Annotated in this window: 13 protein-coding genes and 3 riboswitches; of the genes, 5 read left to right on the top strand and 8 right to left on the bottom strand. The window is 71.5% G+C overall.

Annotated features, from left to right (window positions below):
* Positions 1-74: 74 nt before the first annotated feature.
* Together gcvT and gcvP are read right to left on the bottom strand one after the other, a co-directional pair.
* A complete protein-coding gene (gcvT, locus tag GA0111570_RS13015) occupies positions 75-1196 on the bottom strand; it encodes a glycine cleavage system aminomethyltransferase GcvT (RefSeq protein WP_092612036.1) in 1122 nt (373 codons plus the stop codon).
* Between the two features lie 54 nt (positions 1197-1250).
* Positions 1251-4109, bottom strand: a complete 2859-nt coding sequence (gene gcvP, locus GA0111570_RS13010) for an aminomethyl-transferring glycine dehydrogenase (RefSeq protein WP_092612033.1) — start codon at positions 4107-4109, stop codon at positions 1251-1253.
* A 140-nt stretch (positions 4110-4249) separates the two neighbouring features.
* Positions 4250-4348, bottom strand: a riboswitch (glycine riboswitch).
* Between the two features lie 381 nt (positions 4349-4729).
* Positions 4730-4825: riboswitch (glycine riboswitch) on the top strand.
* A riboswitch (glycine riboswitch) is annotated at positions 4826-4929 on the top strand. It begins immediately after the preceding riboswitch.
* A gap of 51 nt (positions 4930-4980) precedes the next feature.
* Between gcvP and GA0111570_RS13005 the strand changes: the two genes are divergently transcribed.
* Positions 4981-6480, top strand: coding sequence for an amino acid permease (locus tag GA0111570_RS13005; protein WP_217634163.1), 1500 nt, complete (start codon positions 4981-4983; stop codon positions 6478-6480).
* A gap of 168 nt (positions 6481-6648) precedes the next feature.
* Positions 6649-7806: a phosphodiester glycosidase family protein gene (locus GA0111570_RS13000; RefSeq protein WP_092612030.1), complete on the top strand. Its 1158-nt coding sequence runs from the start codon at positions 6649-6651 to the stop codon at positions 7804-7806.
* Between the two features lie 58 nt (positions 7807-7864).
* Here the strand turns inward: GA0111570_RS13000 and GA0111570_RS12995 are convergent, their stop codons facing one another.
* The 3 genes from GA0111570_RS12995 to GA0111570_RS12985 form a co-directional block, all read right to left on the bottom strand.
* Complete coding sequence (locus GA0111570_RS12995) at positions 7865-9073, bottom strand: cation diffusion facilitator family transporter (protein ID WP_092612027.1); 1209 nt, start codon at positions 9071-9073, stop codon at positions 7865-7867.
* A gap of 23 nt (positions 9074-9096) precedes the next feature.
* Positions 9097-9468: an ArsR/SmtB family transcription factor gene (locus tag GA0111570_RS12990; protein WP_092612024.1), complete on the bottom strand. Its 372-nt coding sequence runs from the start codon at positions 9466-9468 to the stop codon at positions 9097-9099.
* Between the two features lie 193 nt (positions 9469-9661).
* A complete protein-coding gene (locus GA0111570_RS12985; protein WP_092612021.1) occupies positions 9662-10861 on the bottom strand; it encodes an FAD-dependent oxidoreductase in 1200 nt (399 codons plus the stop codon).
* Between the two features lie 102 nt (positions 10862-10963).
* Here GA0111570_RS12985 and GA0111570_RS12980 point away from each other — a divergent pair, with 102 nt between their 5' ends.
* A complete protein-coding gene (locus GA0111570_RS12980; RefSeq protein ID WP_092612017.1) occupies positions 10964-12394 on the top strand; it encodes an FUSC family protein in 1431 nt (476 codons plus the stop codon).
* Here the strand turns inward: GA0111570_RS12980 and GA0111570_RS12975 are convergent.
* Complete coding sequence (locus GA0111570_RS12975) at positions 12387-12899, bottom strand: NUDIX domain-containing protein (RefSeq protein ID WP_092612014.1); 513 nt, start codon at positions 12897-12899, stop codon at positions 12387-12389. The genes GA0111570_RS12980 and GA0111570_RS12975 overlap by 8 nt on opposite strands.
* 165 nt (positions 12900-13064) lie before the next feature.
* Here GA0111570_RS12975 and GA0111570_RS12970 point away from each other — a divergent pair, with 165 nt between their 5' ends.
* Positions 13065-13715: a VOC family protein gene (locus tag GA0111570_RS12970; protein ID WP_092612011.1), complete on the top strand. Its 651-nt coding sequence runs from the start codon at positions 13065-13067 to the stop codon at positions 13713-13715.
* Positions 13716-13746: 31 nt separating this feature from the next.
* On the opposite strand, the gene GA0111570_RS12965 is transcribed toward GA0111570_RS12970, so the two are convergent.
* Entirely contained in the window at positions 13747-14562 is an 816-nt protein-coding gene (locus tag GA0111570_RS12965; protein WP_139283246.1) for a HEAT repeat domain-containing protein, read from the bottom strand.
* 169 nt (positions 14563-14731) lie between these two features.
* On the opposite strand from GA0111570_RS12965, the gene GA0111570_RS12960 reads away from it, so the two are divergent.
* Positions 14732-16321, top strand: a complete 1590-nt coding sequence (locus GA0111570_RS12960; RefSeq protein WP_092612005.1) for a DHA2 family efflux MFS transporter permease subunit — start codon at positions 14732-14734, stop codon at positions 16319-16321.
* Between the two features lie 108 nt (positions 16322-16429).
* Here the strand turns inward: GA0111570_RS12960 and GA0111570_RS12955 are convergent, their stop codons facing one another.
* Positions 16430-16900: a hypothetical protein gene (locus tag GA0111570_RS12955; RefSeq protein ID WP_092612002.1), complete on the bottom strand. Its 471-nt coding sequence runs from the start codon at positions 16898-16900 to the stop codon at positions 16430-16432.
* Positions 16901-17000 lie beyond the last annotated feature (100 nt).

Raw genomic sequence — 17000 nt, 5'->3', positions numbered from 1 at the left:
TGTGCTCGTGGACGTACGGCGGTCACACCGCACGCCTGGTTCGGTCCGCCCGCGGGGGCCCGCGGGACGAGGGCTTACTTCTGTCGCTTGTAGAACGGTAGTGCGACGACCTCGAACGCCTCGGGCTTTCCACGCAGGTCGACATCCAGCTGCGTGCCGGGCTCGGAGCACCCGACCGCGACGTACGCGAGCGCGATCGGGTGGCCCAGCGTCGGGCTCGGCTGGCCGGAGGTCACCTCGCCGATCTGGGTGCCCTCGCTGAGCACGGGGTAGTGCGAACGGGCCGCGCGACGGCCCAGGCCCTTCAGGCCGACGAGCCGCTGGCCGGTGGTGGTGCCGACGCCCGCGTCCTTCTTCTGCTGCAGGGCGGCGCGGCCGACGAAGTCGCCCTCCTTGGACAGCGCGACGACACCGCCCAGGCCGGCCTCGTACGGGGAGCCGTCGCGGGAGAGCTCGTTGCCGTACAGCGGCATGCCGGCCTCCAGGCGCAGCGAGTCGCGGCAGGCCAGGCCGCACGGGATCATCCCGTACTCCTCACCGGCAGCCTCCGCCGCGGCCCACACGGCCGCGGCGTCCTCGTTCGCGACGAACAGCTCGAAGCCATCCTCGCCGGTGTAGCCGGTCCGGGCGACCAGGGCGTCGTGGCCGGTGACCGTGGCCCTGGTGGCCGAGTAGTACTTCAGTCCGGTGACCAGGTCCCCGTCCTCGGCGCTGAGCAGCTTGCGCATGATCTCGGCGGCCCGGGGGCCCTGGACCGCGACCAGGGAGGTCTGCCCGGAGACGTCCTCCACGCTCACGTCGAAGCCCGCCGCACGCTCGGTGAGCTCGGCCACGACCGTCGGCGCGTTGCCGGCGTTGGGGACCACCATGTAGTCCTCGTCGCCGAGCCGGTACACGATCAGGTCGTCGATGATCCCGCCGTCGGGCTGGCAGATCAGCGAGTACTTCGCCTTGCCGACCGCGATCGCCGAGAGCTTGCCGACCAGCGCGTAGTCGAGGTACGCGCCGGCCTGCGGTCCGGTGACCCGGACCTCGCCCATGTGGGACAGGTCGAACAGGCCGGCGGCCTCGCGGACGGCCCGGTGCTCGGCGAGCTCGGACTTGTACTTCAGCGGCATCTGCCAGCCGCCGAAGTCGGTGAAGGAAGCGCCGAGGCGCTCGTGCTCGGCGTGCAGGGCGGTGAATTTCTGGGCCATGGAAGACATCCTTGTCGATACGGGAGAGGGCCGGCGGCCGGGGGGCCGGGGCCGTCAGTTCTGGAAGGCCTCGGCGGGCGGGCAGGAGCAGACCAGGTTGCGGTCGCCGCCGGCGTTGTCGATCCGGCCCACGGGGGCGAAGTACTTGTCCTGGCTGGACGTGTGCCCCGGGAAGGCGCCCTGCTCGCGGCTGTACGGGCGCTCCCACTCGGAGCTGACCAGGGCGGCCGCGGTGTGCGGGGCCCGGCGCAGCGGCGAGTCGGCGACCGCGAAGTCACCGTCGGCGACCTGGTCGATCTCGGCGCGGATCGCGATCATCGCCTCGATGAACCGCTCGATCTCGCCCAGGTCCTCGGACTCGGTCGGCTCGACCATCAGCGTCCCCGCGACCGGGAACGACAGGGTCGGGGCGTGGAAGCCGAAGTCGATCAGGCGCTTGGCCACGTCCTCGGCGGTGACGCCGGTCCGCGCGGTGAGCTCGCGCAGGTCGAGGATGCACTCGTGCGCGACCAGGCCGTCCTCGCCGGTGTAGAGCACCGGGAAGTACGGGTCCAGGCGCTTGGCGATGTAGTTCGCCGCCAGCAGCGCCGACTTCGTCGCCTGGGTCAGGCCCTCCCCGCCCATCAGCTTGACGTACGCCCACGAGATCGGCAGCACGCCGGCCGAGCCGAAGCGGGTCGCGGCGACCGGCAGGTCGGTCTCGCCCTCGGCACCGGACCAGGTCGCCGCGTCACCGGGCATGAACGGGGCCAGGTGGGCGCGCGCCGCGACCGGGCCGACGCCCGGGCCACCGCCGCCGTGGGGGATGCAGAAGGTCTTGTGCAGGTTCAGGTGCGAGACGTCGCCGCCGAACTTGCCAGGCTGGGCCAGGCCGACCAGGGCGTTCAGGTTGGCCCCGTCGATGTAGACCTGGCCGCCGGCGGCGTGCACCGCCTCGCAGACCTCGCTGACGTCGGCGTCGTACACGCCGTGGGTCGAGGGGTAGGTGATCATGATCGCGGCGAGCGTGTCGCAGTTCGCCTCGATCTTGGCCTTCAGGTCGGCGCTGTCGATGGTGCCGTCCGCGGCGGTCGCGACGACCACGACCTTCATCCCGGACAGGACCGCGGAGGCCGCGTTCGTGCCGTGGGCGGAGGCGGGGATCAGGCAGATGTTGCGCTGCTCCTGGCCGCGCGAGCGGTGGTAGCCGCGGATCGCCAGCAGGCCGGCGAGCTCGCCCTGCGAACCGGCGTTCGGCTGGATCGAGACCTGGTCGTAGCCGGTGATCGCCGCGAGGTCGGCCTCGAGGCCGGCGATCAGCTCGCGCCAGCCCTCGGTCTGGTCATCGGGGGCGAACGGGTGGATGCCGGCGAACTCGGGCCAGGTGATGGGTTCCATCTCGACGGCCGCGTTGAGCTTCATGGTGCACGAGCCCAGCGGGATCATCGTCCGGTCCAGCGCCAGGTCGCGGTCCGAGAGGCGACGCAGGTAGCGCATCAGCTGGGTCTCGGAGCGGTGGGCGTGGAACACCGGGTGGGTCAGGTAGGAGCTCGTACGCAGCACGGCGGGGTCCAGGGCGAAACGCTCGGCCGGGGCGCCGGCTGCGGGCTGTGCCCCGAACACGCCGGCGACCGTGGCGACGATCTCGGGCGTGGTCGCCTCGTCGCAGGAGATCCCCACGGTGTCGGTGTCGACGAGGCGCAGGTTGACGCCCTCGGCCTCGGCCGCCGCGACCAGCTCGGCGGCCCGGCCCGGGACGCGGACGGCCAGGGTGTCGAAGAAGCTGCCGTGCACGACCTCGACGCCCGCGGACTCCAGGGCGGTGGCCAGGCTGAGCGCGTGGCCGTGCGTACGCTCGGCGATGGCGCGCAGGCCCTCCGGGCCGTGGTAGACGGCGTACATCGAGGCGACGATGGCCAGCAGCGCCTGGGCGGTACAGATGTTGGAGGTGGCCTTCTCGCGGCGGATGTGCTGCTCGCGGGTCTGCAGGGCCAGGCGGTACGCGGGACGACCGGCGTCGTCCTTGGAGACGCCGACGATCCGGCCGGGCAGCTGGCGCTCGAGGCCCTTGTGGACGGCCATGAAGGCGGCGTGCGGGCCGCCGTAGAACAGCGGCACACCGAAGCGCTGGGCGCTGCCGACGGCGATGTCGGCGCCCTGCTCGCCGGGGGGTGTGATCAGGGTCAGGGCCAGCAGGTCGGCGGCGATGGTGACCATAGCGCCGCGCTCCTTCGCCTCGGCGACCAGGGCGGTGGCGTCGGCGACGCGGCCCGAGGCGCCCGGCTGCTGGATCACCAGGCCGCAGATCGGGCCCTCCGGGAGCCCCTGGGACAGGTCGGCGACCTCGACCTCGAAGGCGAGCGCACGGGCCCGGGCGGTGACGATCGCGATCGACTGCGGGAACAGGTCCGCGTCGAGGACGATCCGGCCGGCGGCGGCCTGCTTGTTCTTGTTCGCCCGGCGCATCAGCAGGACGGCCTCCACCACGGCGGTGGCCTCGTCCAGCAGGGAAGCGTTGGCGATCTCGAGGCCGGTGAGGTCCTCGACGGCGGTCTGGAAGTTCAGCAGTGCCTCCAGCCGGCCCTGGGAGATCTCGGGCTGGTAAGGCGTGTAGGCGGTGTACCAGCCCGGGTTCTCGACCACGTTGCGACGGATCACGGCCGGGGTGAGGGTGTCGTAGTAGCCCTGGCCGATCATCTGCACCCGCGGCTTGTTCTTGCCGGCCAGGCGACGCAGGCCGTCGAGCACCTCGGACTCGCTCAGGGCGGCGTCCATGGCGAGCGGGGCGGACTGCTTGATGCTGTCGGGGACGGCGGTCGCGGCGAGCGCGTCGGCACTGTCCTGCCCGACCGCGTTCAACATGAGCTTGACGTCCTCGTCGCGGCGGACACCGATGTGTCGGTCGACGAAGGCTGCTGACTGAGCAGGGAACATGGGGAACTCCGGTGACAGGCCGGCCAGGCCGGCAAAGGCTGGGTTCCTCCCCGCTCTGTGTGGGACCTGAGAGTTTCCGCCGACCCAGTGGGCCGGCTTGCACCGTCGGTGAGCCCCGAAGGGCTACTTTCCAGAGTTGCCTCGCTGTGGCGGTACGGGTGCCTGAGAGATTCCCGGGGAGGGTTTGCTCCTACGGCGCCTGCCAATTCTCACTGACAGGACTCTCCCGCCACAACTCGGAAGGCGTCGCCACCATTGGTGACGTGTGGCACACGCTACACGCCAATTTCTGCGCCAGCAAGCCCCCTCCGCCAGTTGCCACGGCCCGGCGGGATCCTTGGTCCGGCCGCGCGCCGGCGCACCCCTCGCTGCGCACGCCACCCCGCATCTCGCCTACCCACGATCACGTACGACGCCCTCCCACCGGCCCGTACGCCACCCGTTGTTCGCCGTGCCCACCGGCCCGAGGCCGGACTCCTGGATCGCGACCCACCTGAGGACGAGCAGAAAACCATTGACACCGGTACGTGACGGCGACCACACTGAAGTCCGCGGCTCCGGCCACGGCCCGTCTCCGATGACCCGCTGTGCCCCCTGCCTGCACCAACTGAACATGCCAATGACCCGCGGCGGGAGAACCTGCCGATCACGTCAGCAGGTGCCGTAGGAGCAAATCCTCCCCAGGAATCTCTCAGGCCCAGCACCGCCGCGGTAGGACACTCTGGAAAGTAGTCCCCCAAGGGGCTCACCGACGGTGCAAGCACCCCCGCCCTACAGTCGGGAGTTGCGAATCTCTCAGGTCGATGACAGAGCGGGGAGGACGCCATTCGTCGCGGCCCGTTCCGGGTCGCTTGAACAACGGAGTTCTCCTATGACGACGATGACCGAACACTCCCCCGGGAGCGTGCAGCAACAGCCGCAGCTGGACCGCCAGCTGACCAACCGCCACATCCAGCTGATCGCGATCGGTGGGGCGATCGGGACCGGCCTCTTCATGGGGTCGGGCAAGACCATCTCGGCCGCCGGGCCGTCGGTCATCCTCGTCTACACGATCATCGGCTTCATGCTGTTCTTCGTGATGCGGGCCATGGGCGAGGTCCTCCTCTCCAACCTGCACTACAAGTCGTTCAGCGACGTCGCGGCGGATCTACTGGGCCCCTGGGCCGGCTTCTTCACCGGCGCGACCTACTGGTTCTGTTGGGTCGTCACCGGGACCGCCGACGTCATCGCCATCGCCGGCTACTCCCAGGAACTCCTGCCCGGGATCCCGATGTGGCTGCCCGGCGTGATCACCGTCGTGGTCCTCCTGCTGCTCAACCTGGCGACGGTGAAGGCCTTCGGCGAGACCGAGTTCTGGTTCGCGCTGATCAAGATCGTCGCCATCGTCGCGCTGATCGTCACCGGCCTGGTGATGATCTTCGTCGGCTTCCGCTCCGAGGCGGGCCCGGCGACGTTCACCAACCTGTGGTCCCACGGCGGCATCTTCCCGCAGGGCTTCATGGGATTCGTCGCAGGCTTCCAGATCGCCGTGTTCGCGTTCGTGGGCATCGAGCTGGTCGGTACGACGGCCGCCGAGGCCAAGGATCCCGAGAACGTCCTGCCGAAGGCGATCAACTCGATCCCGATCCGCGTCCTCCTCTTCTACGTCGGCGCGCTGATCATCCTGATGTCGGTGATGCCCTGGACCCAGTTCATCGCCGGCCACAGCCCGTTCATCGCGATGTTCTCCCTCGCCGGCCTGGGCGCTGCGGCCACCATCGTCAACCTGGTGGTGCTCACCTCGGCGATGTCGAGCGCCAACTCCGGCGTCTACTCCACTTCCCGGATGGTCTACGGCCTGGCGCAGGAGGGCGACGCACCCGCACTGTTCGGCCGGCTGTCCCCGCGCAAGGTGCCGCGCAACGCCCTCTTCCTGTCCTGCGTGTTGCTGCTGTCGGGCGTCGCGTTCCTGTACGCGGGCCAGAGCATCGGCCGCGCCTTCGACATGGTGACCACCGTGTCGGCGGTCTGCTTCATCTTCGTCTGGTCGATCATCCTGGCCAGCTACCTGGCCTTCCGCCGGCGCCGGGCGGCGCTGCACGAGGCATCGAAGTTCAAGATGCCCGGTGGCACGACGATGGTCTGGGTGGTCTTCGCCTTCTTCGGCTTCGTCCTGTGGACGCTGACGACCCAACCGGACACCCTGGTCGCGCTCCTGGTCACGCCCGTGTGGTTCGTCTTCCTCGGCCTCGCCTGGGCCATCCTGCGCCGCCGGCCCGCACACCTGGTCCGCTACGCCGGGTTCCAGCAGGCGCTCGCGGACGAGAAGAACGGCGGACCCCGGCCCGCACCGCAGGTCGCCGCCGACGAGAAGGTGCTGACCGGCGACTGACCCGTACGACGCCGGTCCGTACGTGGCCGGTCCTCCCGCCGGCCGCGGTCCACGTGGCCGGCGGGACGTACGTCTCAGGGGTTTCTTACGGCGCCGGACGCACAATGGCGGCGCAGAGCTGTCGATGGTCGAGGCCCACCACCCACCGGTGTGCCGAGGAAGGACCCCGTGCCAGGTTTCACCACGAGCGCCACGTCCGGACGTCCGCGACGGGCGGTCGCCACGGCCCCCCGGCTGCGTCGTCGATGGCTGGCCGTGCCCGCACTGCTCGTCGCGTCGGTGGTGCTGTGGACGGCGGTCTCACTCGGGCAGGCCCTCGATGCGCCCGGCACCGACAGCACCGCCGCTCGCATCGCGGAGTGGGGGCGTGACCACCACATGAGTGGTCTGATCACCCTCCTCGAGCAGTGGCAGTACAAGCTCAACCCGCCGAAGACGGGAGGGGCGCCCACCCAGGGGGACCTGCAGGTGGGCGCCGCCGGGGCGGTTCGTACCGAGACCCGCCGCCCCGCCGCGGTGCCCTCGCAGGCGGGACCGGCCCTGCCGGGCGAGGGCCAGTGGCGGCCGCTGTACTCCTACCAGGGCCACACCGCGGCGCTGGTCACCTCCCTGCGGCCCGATGGGGTGCACACCTCGTACGTCGTCCACGCGGTCTGGCTGGACCCGAGGCTGAACTCGTTCGTCCTGCACCCGGGCAGCAAGGAGCCGGGGCCGGTCGCGCACGAGTCGAGCCAGCTCACCGGCAAGGCAGCCTCGACCGTGCTGGCCTCGTTCAACAGTGGCTTCAAGATGGACGACGCACAGGGCGGCTACTGGCAGGACGGGCATGCCGTGGCTCCGCTGCGCGCCGGCGCTGCCTCCATGGTGTTGGGCAACGACGGGTCACTCAAGGTCGAGAGCTGGCCGGGCGGCCAGCCCGGGGCAGGCGTGGCGGCGGTGCGGCAGAACCTCACCCTGCTGGTCGACAAGGGCAAGGTGGCCCCGGCGGTGTCCGATCCGAGCTCGAAGGTGTGGGGCAAGACCGTCGGCAATGCCTCGGCGGTCTGGCGCAGCGGCGTCGGGACCCGTGCCGACGGGTCCACGGTCGTGGTGCTCGGGCCCTCGCTGACCGTCACCGCCCTTGCACAGATCCTCCGCGACACCGGCGCGGTGGAGGCGATGCAGCTCGACATCAACAAGGACTGGACGAGCTTCATCACCTACACCCACGACCACAGTGGCACCACGCCAACGAAGCTGACCAGCGACGAGTTCGCCGCGGCGAACCGCTACCTGCAGCCCTCGAGCCGCGACTTCGTCGCCGTGATGCCCCACGGGGAGTCCTGAGGAAGTCCCGAGAGGCGAAGTCCTGAGGGACGCGAAGCCCTGCGAGGGGCGGCACCCGCTACCGGAGCGGGTGCCCGGAGTCGGTCGCGGTTCCAGTGCCGGGCACTGCCGGGTGTTCCGAGTGCACCGCGATCGTGCTGGTCTCCAGCCGGGGTAGCTCCTGACGGACCGAGAGCTCGGCCGCCCGGCGCAGGTCCTCCACCTGGCCGAGCGAGGTGTCCACCCCGACGTCGAGGGTGACCTCTAGGTGGTGGACGTGGCCGACGGAGCGGATCCGCAGGTCATGGAGTCCACGGACCTCGGGCAGCGCACTCAGCGACTCGCCGGCCGCCGCGACCAGGCGGGGCGCCACCCCGTCCATCAGCCGGGTCCAGATGTCAGTGGCGGTGCGGCCCAGCATCAGGGCGATCAACACCGAGATGACCAGTCCGATGATCGGATCCGCCAGCGGGACGCCGAGCCAGACGCCCACGGCGCCGACAACGACGGCCAGCGAGGTGAACCCGTCGGTCCGGGCATGCACGCCGTCGGCCTCCAGGGCGGCCGAGCCGATCCGTCGGCCGACGCCCAGGCGGTAGCGGGCCACGATCTCGTTGCCGAGGAAGCCGACGACGCCGGCCGCGACGACCCAGCCGAGGTGTGTCAGTGGCTGGGGGTGGAGGAGCCGATCGATGGCCTGCCAGGCGGCAATCACCGCCGAGAGCGCGATCATCGCCACGATGAACAGGCCGGCCAGGTCCTCGGCCCGGCCCAGTCCGTACGTGAACCGCCGGGTCGGGGCGCGCCGGGACAGCACGAAGGCGATCCACAGCGGCACCGAGGTCAGCGCGTCGGAGAAGTTGTGGATGGTGTCGGCGAGCAGGGCGACCGAGCCGCTGAACCCGAAGATCACCGCCTGGGCGACGGCTGTCGCCAGCATCACGACCAGGCTGATCCTGACCGCCCGGATCCCCTCGCCACTGGCCTCCAGTGCATCGTCGACCTTGTCGGCCGTGTCGTGGCTGTGCGGGACGAAGGTCTCGTAGAGGAAGCCGCGCAGGCCGCCGTGCGGGTGCGCGTGGTCGTGCGGGTGCGCGTGGTCGTGTCCGTGTTCATGACCGGTGTGGTCGTGTTCGTGGCCGGTGTGGTCGTGTCCGTTTTCATGACCGGTGTGGTCGTGTTCGTGGCCGGTGTGGTCGTGTTCGTGGCCGGTGTGGTCGTGGAGGTGCGCAGCGTGGCCGTCCCCGACCTGAGGGGCCTCGGCCCTGGCGTGCTCGTGGATGTGCATGACGATTCCTGTGGTCGGGGCGCTCAGACGCCGTGGAGCTTCGCCACGGCGGCGGGCTGCTGGTGGTGCAGTGGGGTGTCGGAGGCCGCATGCTCGGCCTGCTCGAGCGCGGCGCGCACGAGGCGCTCGGCATGCTCGTTGGCCAGACGGTAGTAGACGCGATTGCCGTCCTGGCGGCCGGCGACGATACGGGCCAGCCGCAGCTTGGCCAGGTGCTGCGACACGGCCGCAGGCGACTTGTGGACGAGCTTGGAGAGCTCCCCCACCGGCATCTCGTCGTGGTTCACGAGCGCGACGACGATCCGCACCCGGGTGACGTCGGAGAGCATGCTGAAGATCTCGGCCGCCAGCACGACGTCCGGGTTGTCCGGATCCATACAACTATCTGCATGCATGCGCAGATACTAACACCGGCGACCGTGGACCCACCACGTCGCGAGCCGGCGACACCGTTCCGAGGTCCCCTGGATCGCCCACGAGCGCCCCGGTTCTGGGCTGTCCGGGTCTGAGTGGCCCTCGGTTCTCAATCACCCGTTACGGACAACGGACGAACCGGGCTGCCAGGATTCGGGCCCGCCCCGTGGCCTACTACCCGGATGCCCCGGCAGTCCGGTCGGCGGATCCAACACCGGCCCCCGCCAAGGCTCCCGCGGCATCGGTCGCGACCTCCGTCACCGCGCGGTCCGGCCCGTCCTCCGAACCCACGCGGCCTGCGGCGACCACCCGGTCAACCCGGTCCGCCCGGACCACCGCGAGCGCGGCATCTCGCCCGGCGCGGGTCGCACCGAGGGTGGACGCCGAGGCCCCGTAGCCGACCAGGAACAGTCGCGGTTCCTTCACCACGCGCACACCGTCCACCAGGACCCCGCCGCCGGACTCGCGCAGCTGCAGCGGTGCCAGGTGGTCGAGCGAGGCCCGGAACCCGGTCGCCCACAGGACCACGTCGGCCCCGACCTCGCGACCGTCGGCCAGCCGTATGCCTCCGGGGGTCACCGCTTCCATCGGCCCGGCGGAGACCAGGGTCCCCGCCTCGATCCCCCGGCGGTACTCCGGGTTCAGCGGCAGGCCGGTGACCGACACGACGCTGTTGGGACGCAGCCCGGCACTCGTACGACCGTTCACCCGGTCCTCGACGTCCCGGCCCCATCCGGCGTCGAACTCGGTCGCGGTCCACTGCGGCGGACGACGTGTCACCCAGGTGGTCGCCGCAGCGACACCCTCGAGCTGGAGCAGGAACTGCACCGCCGACGTACCGCCGCCGACGACCACGACGCGCAGGCCACGGAACTCCTCGACCGACCAGAAGTCGTGGGTGTGCAGCTGGCGCCCGCGGAAGCCCTCCCGGCCCGGGTAGTAGGGCCAGTACGGGCGGTCCCAGGTGCCGGTCGCGTTGACCACGAAGCGGCTGCGCCAGGTGCCGGCGTCCGTCCGCACCTCCAGTCCGCCCCCGACACCGTCGCGGGCATCCAGCCGGACGACCTGGCGCACCCGGACCGGGCGATGCACCGGCAGCCCGAAGCGCCGCTCGTACTCCGCGTAGTAACGGGAGACGACGGCCGAGGAGGGCTCGTCCGGGTCCGGCGTCCCCAACGGGAACCCTGGCAGGTCGTACACGCGATGGGCGCGGCCGAGGGTGAGCGAGGGCCAGCGGTGGCGCCAGGCCCCGCCCGGACCCTCATTGGCGTCGAGGACGACCACGTCCGTCTCGGGCCGCAGCCCCTTGCGCAGCAGGTGGTGGGCCGCGGACAAGCCGGCCTGGCCCGCTCCGATCACGACGGCGGCTTGCATGCTGACTCCTCAGTCTCGACCCCACCAGCATAGTTGATCAATCAACCACATGTGCCTGAGGGTGCCACCGCCGGCGTACGACCGCCGTCCTAGAGTGGCCGCGTGACCCCCAGCAAGGCCCAGCCCGGCCCGGACGAAGGACCCGGCACACCCGGCCGGGTCGGCACCGACACTCGGGCCGGGGCGGACCGCCCCAACCCCCGGATCGTCCTGACCTACCTGAGCTCGACCGCGAAGGCCGGCTGGCAGCGCGTCCGGGGCGCCGTGGTGCCGAACACCCAGGCTGCCGTGTTCGCGACGTTCTCGTGGCTGATCTGCCACCAGCTCCTCGGCGCGCCCAACCCGATCTTCGCCCCGGTCGCCACGTTCCTGTGCCTCGGCTTCAGCCGCAACCGCGAACCCCGCCGCGTGCTGGAGGTCGGCCTGGGTGCCACCATCGGCGTGTTCATCGGCGAGGTGCTGACCCACGCCGTCGGCTTCGGCTGGTGGCAACTCCTGCTCCTGCTGCTCACCACCCCGCTGCTCGCCCGCTTCCTCGCCAACTCAGACCTGCTGACCTTCCAGACCGCCATCAACGCGGTGGTGGTGGGCTCGATGATCCAGCTGGCCACCAGCTCCGGTATCGATCCCCGGGCTGCGTCCTTCGGCCGGTGGACCGATGCCCTGATCGGCTCGGGCATCGCGCTGGTCGCCTCGATCATCCTGCCCAGCAGCCTGACCAGCCGTCCGCGCCGCTACACCGCGACGGCCCTCGGCGGCATCGCCGACGCCCTCGATGCGGTCGGGCACGGCCTGGAGCAGGGCGAGGTCAACCGGGGCAAGGCGGCGTACGCAGCCCTGGCGGTGGCCCGGACCCAGCTCACCGACGGCGAGGCGGCCCAGCGCTCGGCCTCCGACATGGTGCAGCTCAAGCCGTCCCGGCGCGCCGAGCGGGCCGACCTGGCCGAGCTGGACCGGATGCTGCGCCTCGGCGACCGGCTGCACGGCAGCGTCTTCATGCTCACCCGGCAGGCGGCCGGGATGATCGGCGAGTCCGGCGCCTACCCGGAGGTGGCCGAGCTGACCGCCGAGGCCGGGCGAACACTGCGCAGCCTGGCCCGCCAGGTCGGCCGGTGGGAGAAGCCCGAGGGTGCCCGGGCACAGGCGATGGCCCTCGCAGCCCGGCTGGAGCCGGACGCGCTGGGCGAGTCCGCGGACTGGCGCAGCAACGCCCTGGTCTCGCTGCTCCGCTCGGTCATCGTCGACCTGCTGCAGATCACCGGGCTGTCGGTCCCCCAGGCCCGTTCCGCCCTGCCCGACACCGGCGACCTGGACGTACGCTCCGACGACGCCGAGACGCTGCCGAGCGAGGAGTCCTCCGACCTGTGGGGCACGCTGACGTTCCCGGCGATCCCGGCCGAGCCGGACCCCCAGCCCCGGACCGGGCCAGCCCCCGCCCCTGAGCCCGAGCCCGACCGCCGCAGGCCGGCGGGAAGCGAACAGCAGGACGGGCCGCGGCCGGAGGACGGCCACCGACCCGGAGGGATCAGTTGACGCCGGTGACCGGGCGTCCGTTCTCCAGGTAGACGCAGCGCCGGGCCCGGATGCCCCGGCGTACGCGCCGACGCACCGGCTTGCGGAGCAGTTGGAGCGCCTCCTCGAGCGGGGCGAAGCGGAAGTCCTCGATCTCGAGCGGGTCGATCACGATGTCGGCGACCTGCTCGGGGCGCAGCTGCCCACAGTGGAAGAGGAACCGCAGACCCAGCTTGCGGCCCTCGCGGGCCGGGCGGGTGTCGACGCAGACCAGTCGGCCGCCCTCGACGTGCAGCCCGGTCTCCTCCAGCACCTCGCGACGGCAGGCCTCCCACGGCGACTCGCCATCGGCCTCCATGATGCCGCCCGGGATCGTCCAGCCGGACTTGTACGTCGGCTTGAGCACCAGCAGTCGATCGCGCGGGTCCAGCAGGATCGCGCCGGCCGAGACCGGGATCTCCTGGGGAATGAGGCCGGCGAACGGATCGCCCTGCTGCTGGCCGGATTCGTCGGGGCTCTGGCTCATGGACCAAGCATGCACCCGCCGGGGTCCCGGGCGGCGGTGACGGATCAGGCAGGTCGCCGGGGTTCCGTCCGGCGCGGCGAACGGGGACGATGGGAGCGGGCCCCACGCACCGGCCTCCCCGGCCACCGGACCCCCACGGCACATCCGCCCAGAAAGGCCTTCCCCATGAGCACACTGTCCTTCCGCGAGGTGTCCCTGGGCGCCCCTGGCTGGCGCGTCGTCCTCGGACGCCTCCAGTTGTCGGCCGACCTGGGCGGCTTCGACCAGGCGATGGCCTTCGTCAACGAGGTCGCGGCGGTCGCCCGCGAACTGGACCACCACCCCGACATCGACATCCGGTACTCACGGGTGCACCTGTCCGTCCATTCCCACGACGTCGGCGCCCTCACCGACCGGGACGTACGGCTGGCGGGCCGGGTGAGTGCCCTGCTCGCCGAGCGTGGCATCCACCCGGACCACGGCCGACTGCGCGGCGTCGAGGTCGCGATCGACGTGACGGACGAGGCGGCCGTGCGACCGTTCTGGGCCGCGGTGCTCGGCTACCCGCCCGCGAGGGGCAAGCGGTCGCTGTCCGACCCCGAAGGCCTCGGGCCGGAGGTGTGGTTCCAGCCGGCCGACGAGGAGCGTACGCCAGGCAACCGGGTCCGCCTGGACGTCTGGGTCGCCCACGACGAGGCCCGGCCCCGGATCGCGCGGGCACTGGCCGCCGGCGGCCGACTGGTGCAGGAGACGGACGCCCCGTCGGCCTGGCTGCTGGCCGACCCCGAGGGCAACGAAGTCGCCCTGTGCACCTGGCAGGGACGCGAGCAGGGCTGAGGCCTGGCGCCGGGGTCGGGCCGTGCCGGGTTCAGCCCTGCACAGCCCCCTGAGCCCCTTCGACCGCCGCAGCTTCCTCGGCCGCAGCAGCGGCCCGGGCGGCCCGCGACCGGAGCAGTCGGCCGGCGACCCGGGCGAGCACCTGATCCGCTCCGGTGGCGACCTGGCGCAGCACCTCGACCGAGTCCTCGTCCTCCAGCTCCCCCAGGGCGCAGACCGCGGCGAGGCGGACCTCCGCCTCCGGGTCCTCGGTCGTCCGGGCCAGGGCGATCACCGCCGGCTCGGCGTCCGGGCTGCCGATCTCGGCCAGCGCGTCGGCGGCGTGCAGCCGGACGGCCGGATCCTCGGCAGCGAGCGCGTCGGCGAGCGGCTCGACCGGCCAGGCGCCGAGCAGCCGCAGGGCGCGGTTGAGCTGGTCGCGCTGCTCGTCGTCGCCGTCCCCGAGCCGGGCGACCAGGGCGGGTACGACCTCGGGGGCGTCGGTGCTGGCGGCCGCCCGGTAGGCCTTGATCGCCACCTGCGGGTCCTCGTCGGCGACCGCGGGCAGCACGTACGGAAGGATCTCGCGGCCACCGATCTTGCTCAGCACGTGCAGCACCTGGTGGCGTACGGCGGGGTCACCGTCCTGCAGCAGCGCGACGAGCTCGTCGATCGCCTCGCCGGCGTGCTGGACCGTGGCCCAGGTGATCATGCCGCGGACCCGGGAGTCGAGCTCGGGACCGAGTGCCGCGACCAGCGCCGGGGCGGCCGCCGCGTCCTGGGAGATGCCCAGTTCCATCGCGGCCCGGAGGCGGATGTTGCGGTCGGGATCGGTCAGGAGCGTGGCGAGGGCCGCGGTGGAGGTCATGGGGATCCTTTCGTCGTCGCAGAATCTACTGGCCCCGGGCGACGCCACCCTGCGGAGCGCAGCACCGGACGGCACGCTCCGCCGCGTCTTCAGCCCTCTCCGAGGTCCATCACGTAGGCTCCCCCACCCGTGGGCACACCGTCCACGCCCCCGAACACCCAGGAGCGCCATGACCACCACCCCCGGCGACCAGGGGCCCGGCACCAGCACGCTGGAGGACCACGGGATCTCGGGCCGCGACGCCTGGCGCGCCTTGTTCGCGCTGATCATCGGCTTCTTCATGATCCTGATCGACACCACCATCGTGTCCGTCGCGATGCCGCACATCATCACCGGCCTGGACACCACCTTGAACGCGGCGATCTGGGTCACCAGCGCCTACCTGCTGGCGTACGCCGTCCCGTTGCTGGTCACCGGCCGGCTCGGCGACCGGTACGGGCCGAAGCGGCTCTACCTGGTCGGGCTGGTCATCTTCACCCTCTCGTCCCTGGCCTGCGGCCTGTCCGGCTCGGCCGCGCAGCTGATCACCTGGCGCGTCGTGCAGGGCCTCGGCGCCGCCCTGATGTCGCCGCAGACGATGGCGGTGATCACCCGCCTGTTCCCGCCCAAGGAGCGGGCCCAGGCGATGTCGCTGTGGGGCGCCACGGCCGGCGTGGCGATGCTGGTCGGCCCGCTGCTGGGCGGCCTGCTGACCGACGCGCTGGGCTGGGAGTGGATCTTCTTCATCAACGTGCCGATCGGCGTGGTCGGCTTCGTCGCGGCGGCGCGGGTGGTGCCCCGGCTGCCCGTCCACGCCCACACGTTCGACTGGATCGGGGTCGCGCTCAGCGCCGTGGGCACGTTCCTGGTCGTCTTCGGCATCCAGGAGGGCAACACGTACGCCTGGGGCCGGATGACCGATGACCTCACCGTCGCCGGCGTCCACACCGGCGTACCGGTCTCGGTCTGGGGGCTGATCATCGCCGGGGTGGCCGTGCTGGCCCTGTTCGTGGTGTGGCAGGCGCAGAACGACCGCGAGCCGCTGGTGCCGCTGGCGCTGTTCCGGGACCGGAACTTCTCCGCGGCGAACGCCGCGATCACGGTGATGGGCTTCTGCGTGGTGGGCACCTCGTTCCCGCTGATGCTCTTCTACCAGGAGGTGAAGGGCCTCACCCCCACCCAGTCGGCCCTGACGCTGATCCCGATGGCGATCTTCTCCGGCGGCCTGGCACCCGTGGTCGGCAAGCTGCAGACCCGGGTCAACCCGAAGTGGCTGGCCATGCTCGGCTTCGCGCTGTTCTCGGTGTCGCAGGTGTGGGCCTGGTCGATCACCCACGCGGACACGCCGGTGTGGATGTTCCTGCTGCCGCTGGGCCTGCTCGGCATCTCGAACGGCTTCATCTGGGGTCCGGTCTCGATGACCGCCACCCGGAACCTGCCGCCGCACCTGGCCGGGGCCGGGTCTGGTATCTACAACACCACGCGCCAGATGGGCAGCGTGCTGGGCTCGGCCTCGATCGCCGCGATGATGTCCAGCCGGCTGCAGGTCGAGATGACCAAGGCGGTCGATGCGCTGCCGGCGGCGCAGCGGGCGCACCTCCCGGCCGGGGGTCCCTCGGAGCAGTTCTCCGGCAGCCTGCCGCCGTTCCTGCACGACGCGTTCGCCAACGCGATGGGCCAGTCGTTGCTGCTGGGGGCCGCTGCGGTCCTGGTCGCGATCATCGCGGCGGCGTTCTTCACCAAGCCGCCGGCGTCCCACATGCACCAGCGCTCCAGCTGAGACCACTGGGACCAGATGTCTCCGCCGGCCCACGGACGGGACAGAGCGACCGCCCGGCACCGAGGTGCCGGGCGGTCGCTCTGTCCATGGGTCCTGCCAGTCCCGGGCTCAGTGCTCCCGGTGGGCCTTCTTGACCTTGATCTTGTCGGCGCGGACCTTCTTCACCACGCGGCGGCGCGAGAAGATCGAGTCCAGCACCAGCGTCGCGCCGATGCCCGCGAAGGCGACGTCCTTGGCCAGGCCGATGCCCTCCTGGGTCGGACGGATGCCGTCCTCCTGGGTCATGCCCGGCGTGTGCAGGTACATGTTCACCAGGCCACTGCCGAAGGCGGTGAGCCCGAGGCCGGCGAGCCAGGACGGTACGAACGGCAGCAGCAGGGCGGCGCCGAGGGCGATCTCGCCGGCCGGCAGGGCCTTGGCGAAGGTCTTGTCGTCGAGCTTGTCCAGCAGCGGCAGGCCGGCGGCGCCCATCTGCCGCAGGCCCGCGGCCTGCTCCTCGCCCATGCCGAGCTTGGAGATGCCGGAGTTGAGGAAGAACGCGCCGGCGGCGAGCCGGACGGGCAGGTGGCTGATCTTCATGGGTCGACTCCCTGGTCGGTGACGGTTCAGTTCTCAGCGTACGAGGAGGGCCCCCGCAGGACCATGCCTCCGGGTGGGCGATCCGCGGCCACCCGCCGCT

The organism is Raineyella antarctica (assembly GCF_900092135.1).
GTDB lineage: Bacteria > Actinomycetota > Actinomycetes > Propionibacteriales > Propionibacteriaceae > Raineyella > Raineyella antarctica.
The sequence above is the reverse complement of the archived record's forward strand: the minus strand, read 5'-3'. Positions and strand labels throughout refer to the sequence as shown.

Excerpts from the sequence above, each read along its gene's own strand:
- GA0111570_RS12955 (WP_092612002.1), bottom strand. The coding sequence starts at position 16,900 with ATGAAGATCAGCCACCTGCCCGTCCGGCTCGCCGCCGGCGCGTTCTTC.
- GA0111570_RS12960 (WP_092612005.1), top strand. The coding sequence starts at position 14,732 with ATGACCACCACCCCCGGCGACCAGGGGCCCGGCACCAGCACGCTGGAG.
- GA0111570_RS12985 (WP_092612021.1), bottom strand. The coding sequence starts at position 10,861 with ATGCAAGCCGCCGTCGTGATCGGAGCGGGCCAGGCCGGCTTGTCCGCG.
- GA0111570_RS13005 (WP_217634163.1), top strand. The coding sequence starts at position 4,981 with ATGACGACGATGACCGAACACTCCCCCGGGAGCGTGCAGCAACAGCCG.
- GA0111570_RS12990 (WP_092612024.1), bottom strand. The coding sequence starts at position 9,468 with ATGCATGCAGATAGTTGTATGGATCCGGACAACCCGGACGTCGTGCTG.
- GA0111570_RS12995 (WP_092612027.1), bottom strand. The coding sequence starts at position 9,073 with ATGCACATCCACGAGCACGCCAGGGCCGAGGCCCCTCAGGTCGGGGAC.
- gcvT (WP_092612036.1), bottom strand. The coding sequence starts at position 1,196 with ATGGCCCAGAAATTCACCGCCCTGCACGCCGAGCACGAGCGCCTCGGC.
- gcvP (WP_092612033.1), bottom strand. The coding sequence starts at position 4,109 with ATGTTCCCTGCTCAGTCAGCAGCCTTCGTCGACCGACACATCGGTGTC.
- GA0111570_RS12965 (WP_139283246.1), bottom strand. The coding sequence starts at position 14,562 with ATGACCTCCACCGCGGCCCTCGCCACGCTCCTGACCGATCCCGACCGC.
- GA0111570_RS12975 (WP_092612014.1), bottom strand. The coding sequence starts at position 12,899 with ATGAGCCAGAGCCCCGACGAATCCGGCCAGCAGCAGGGCGATCCGTTC.
- GA0111570_RS12970 (WP_092612011.1), top strand. The coding sequence starts at position 13,065 with ATGAGCACACTGTCCTTCCGCGAGGTGTCCCTGGGCGCCCCTGGCTGG.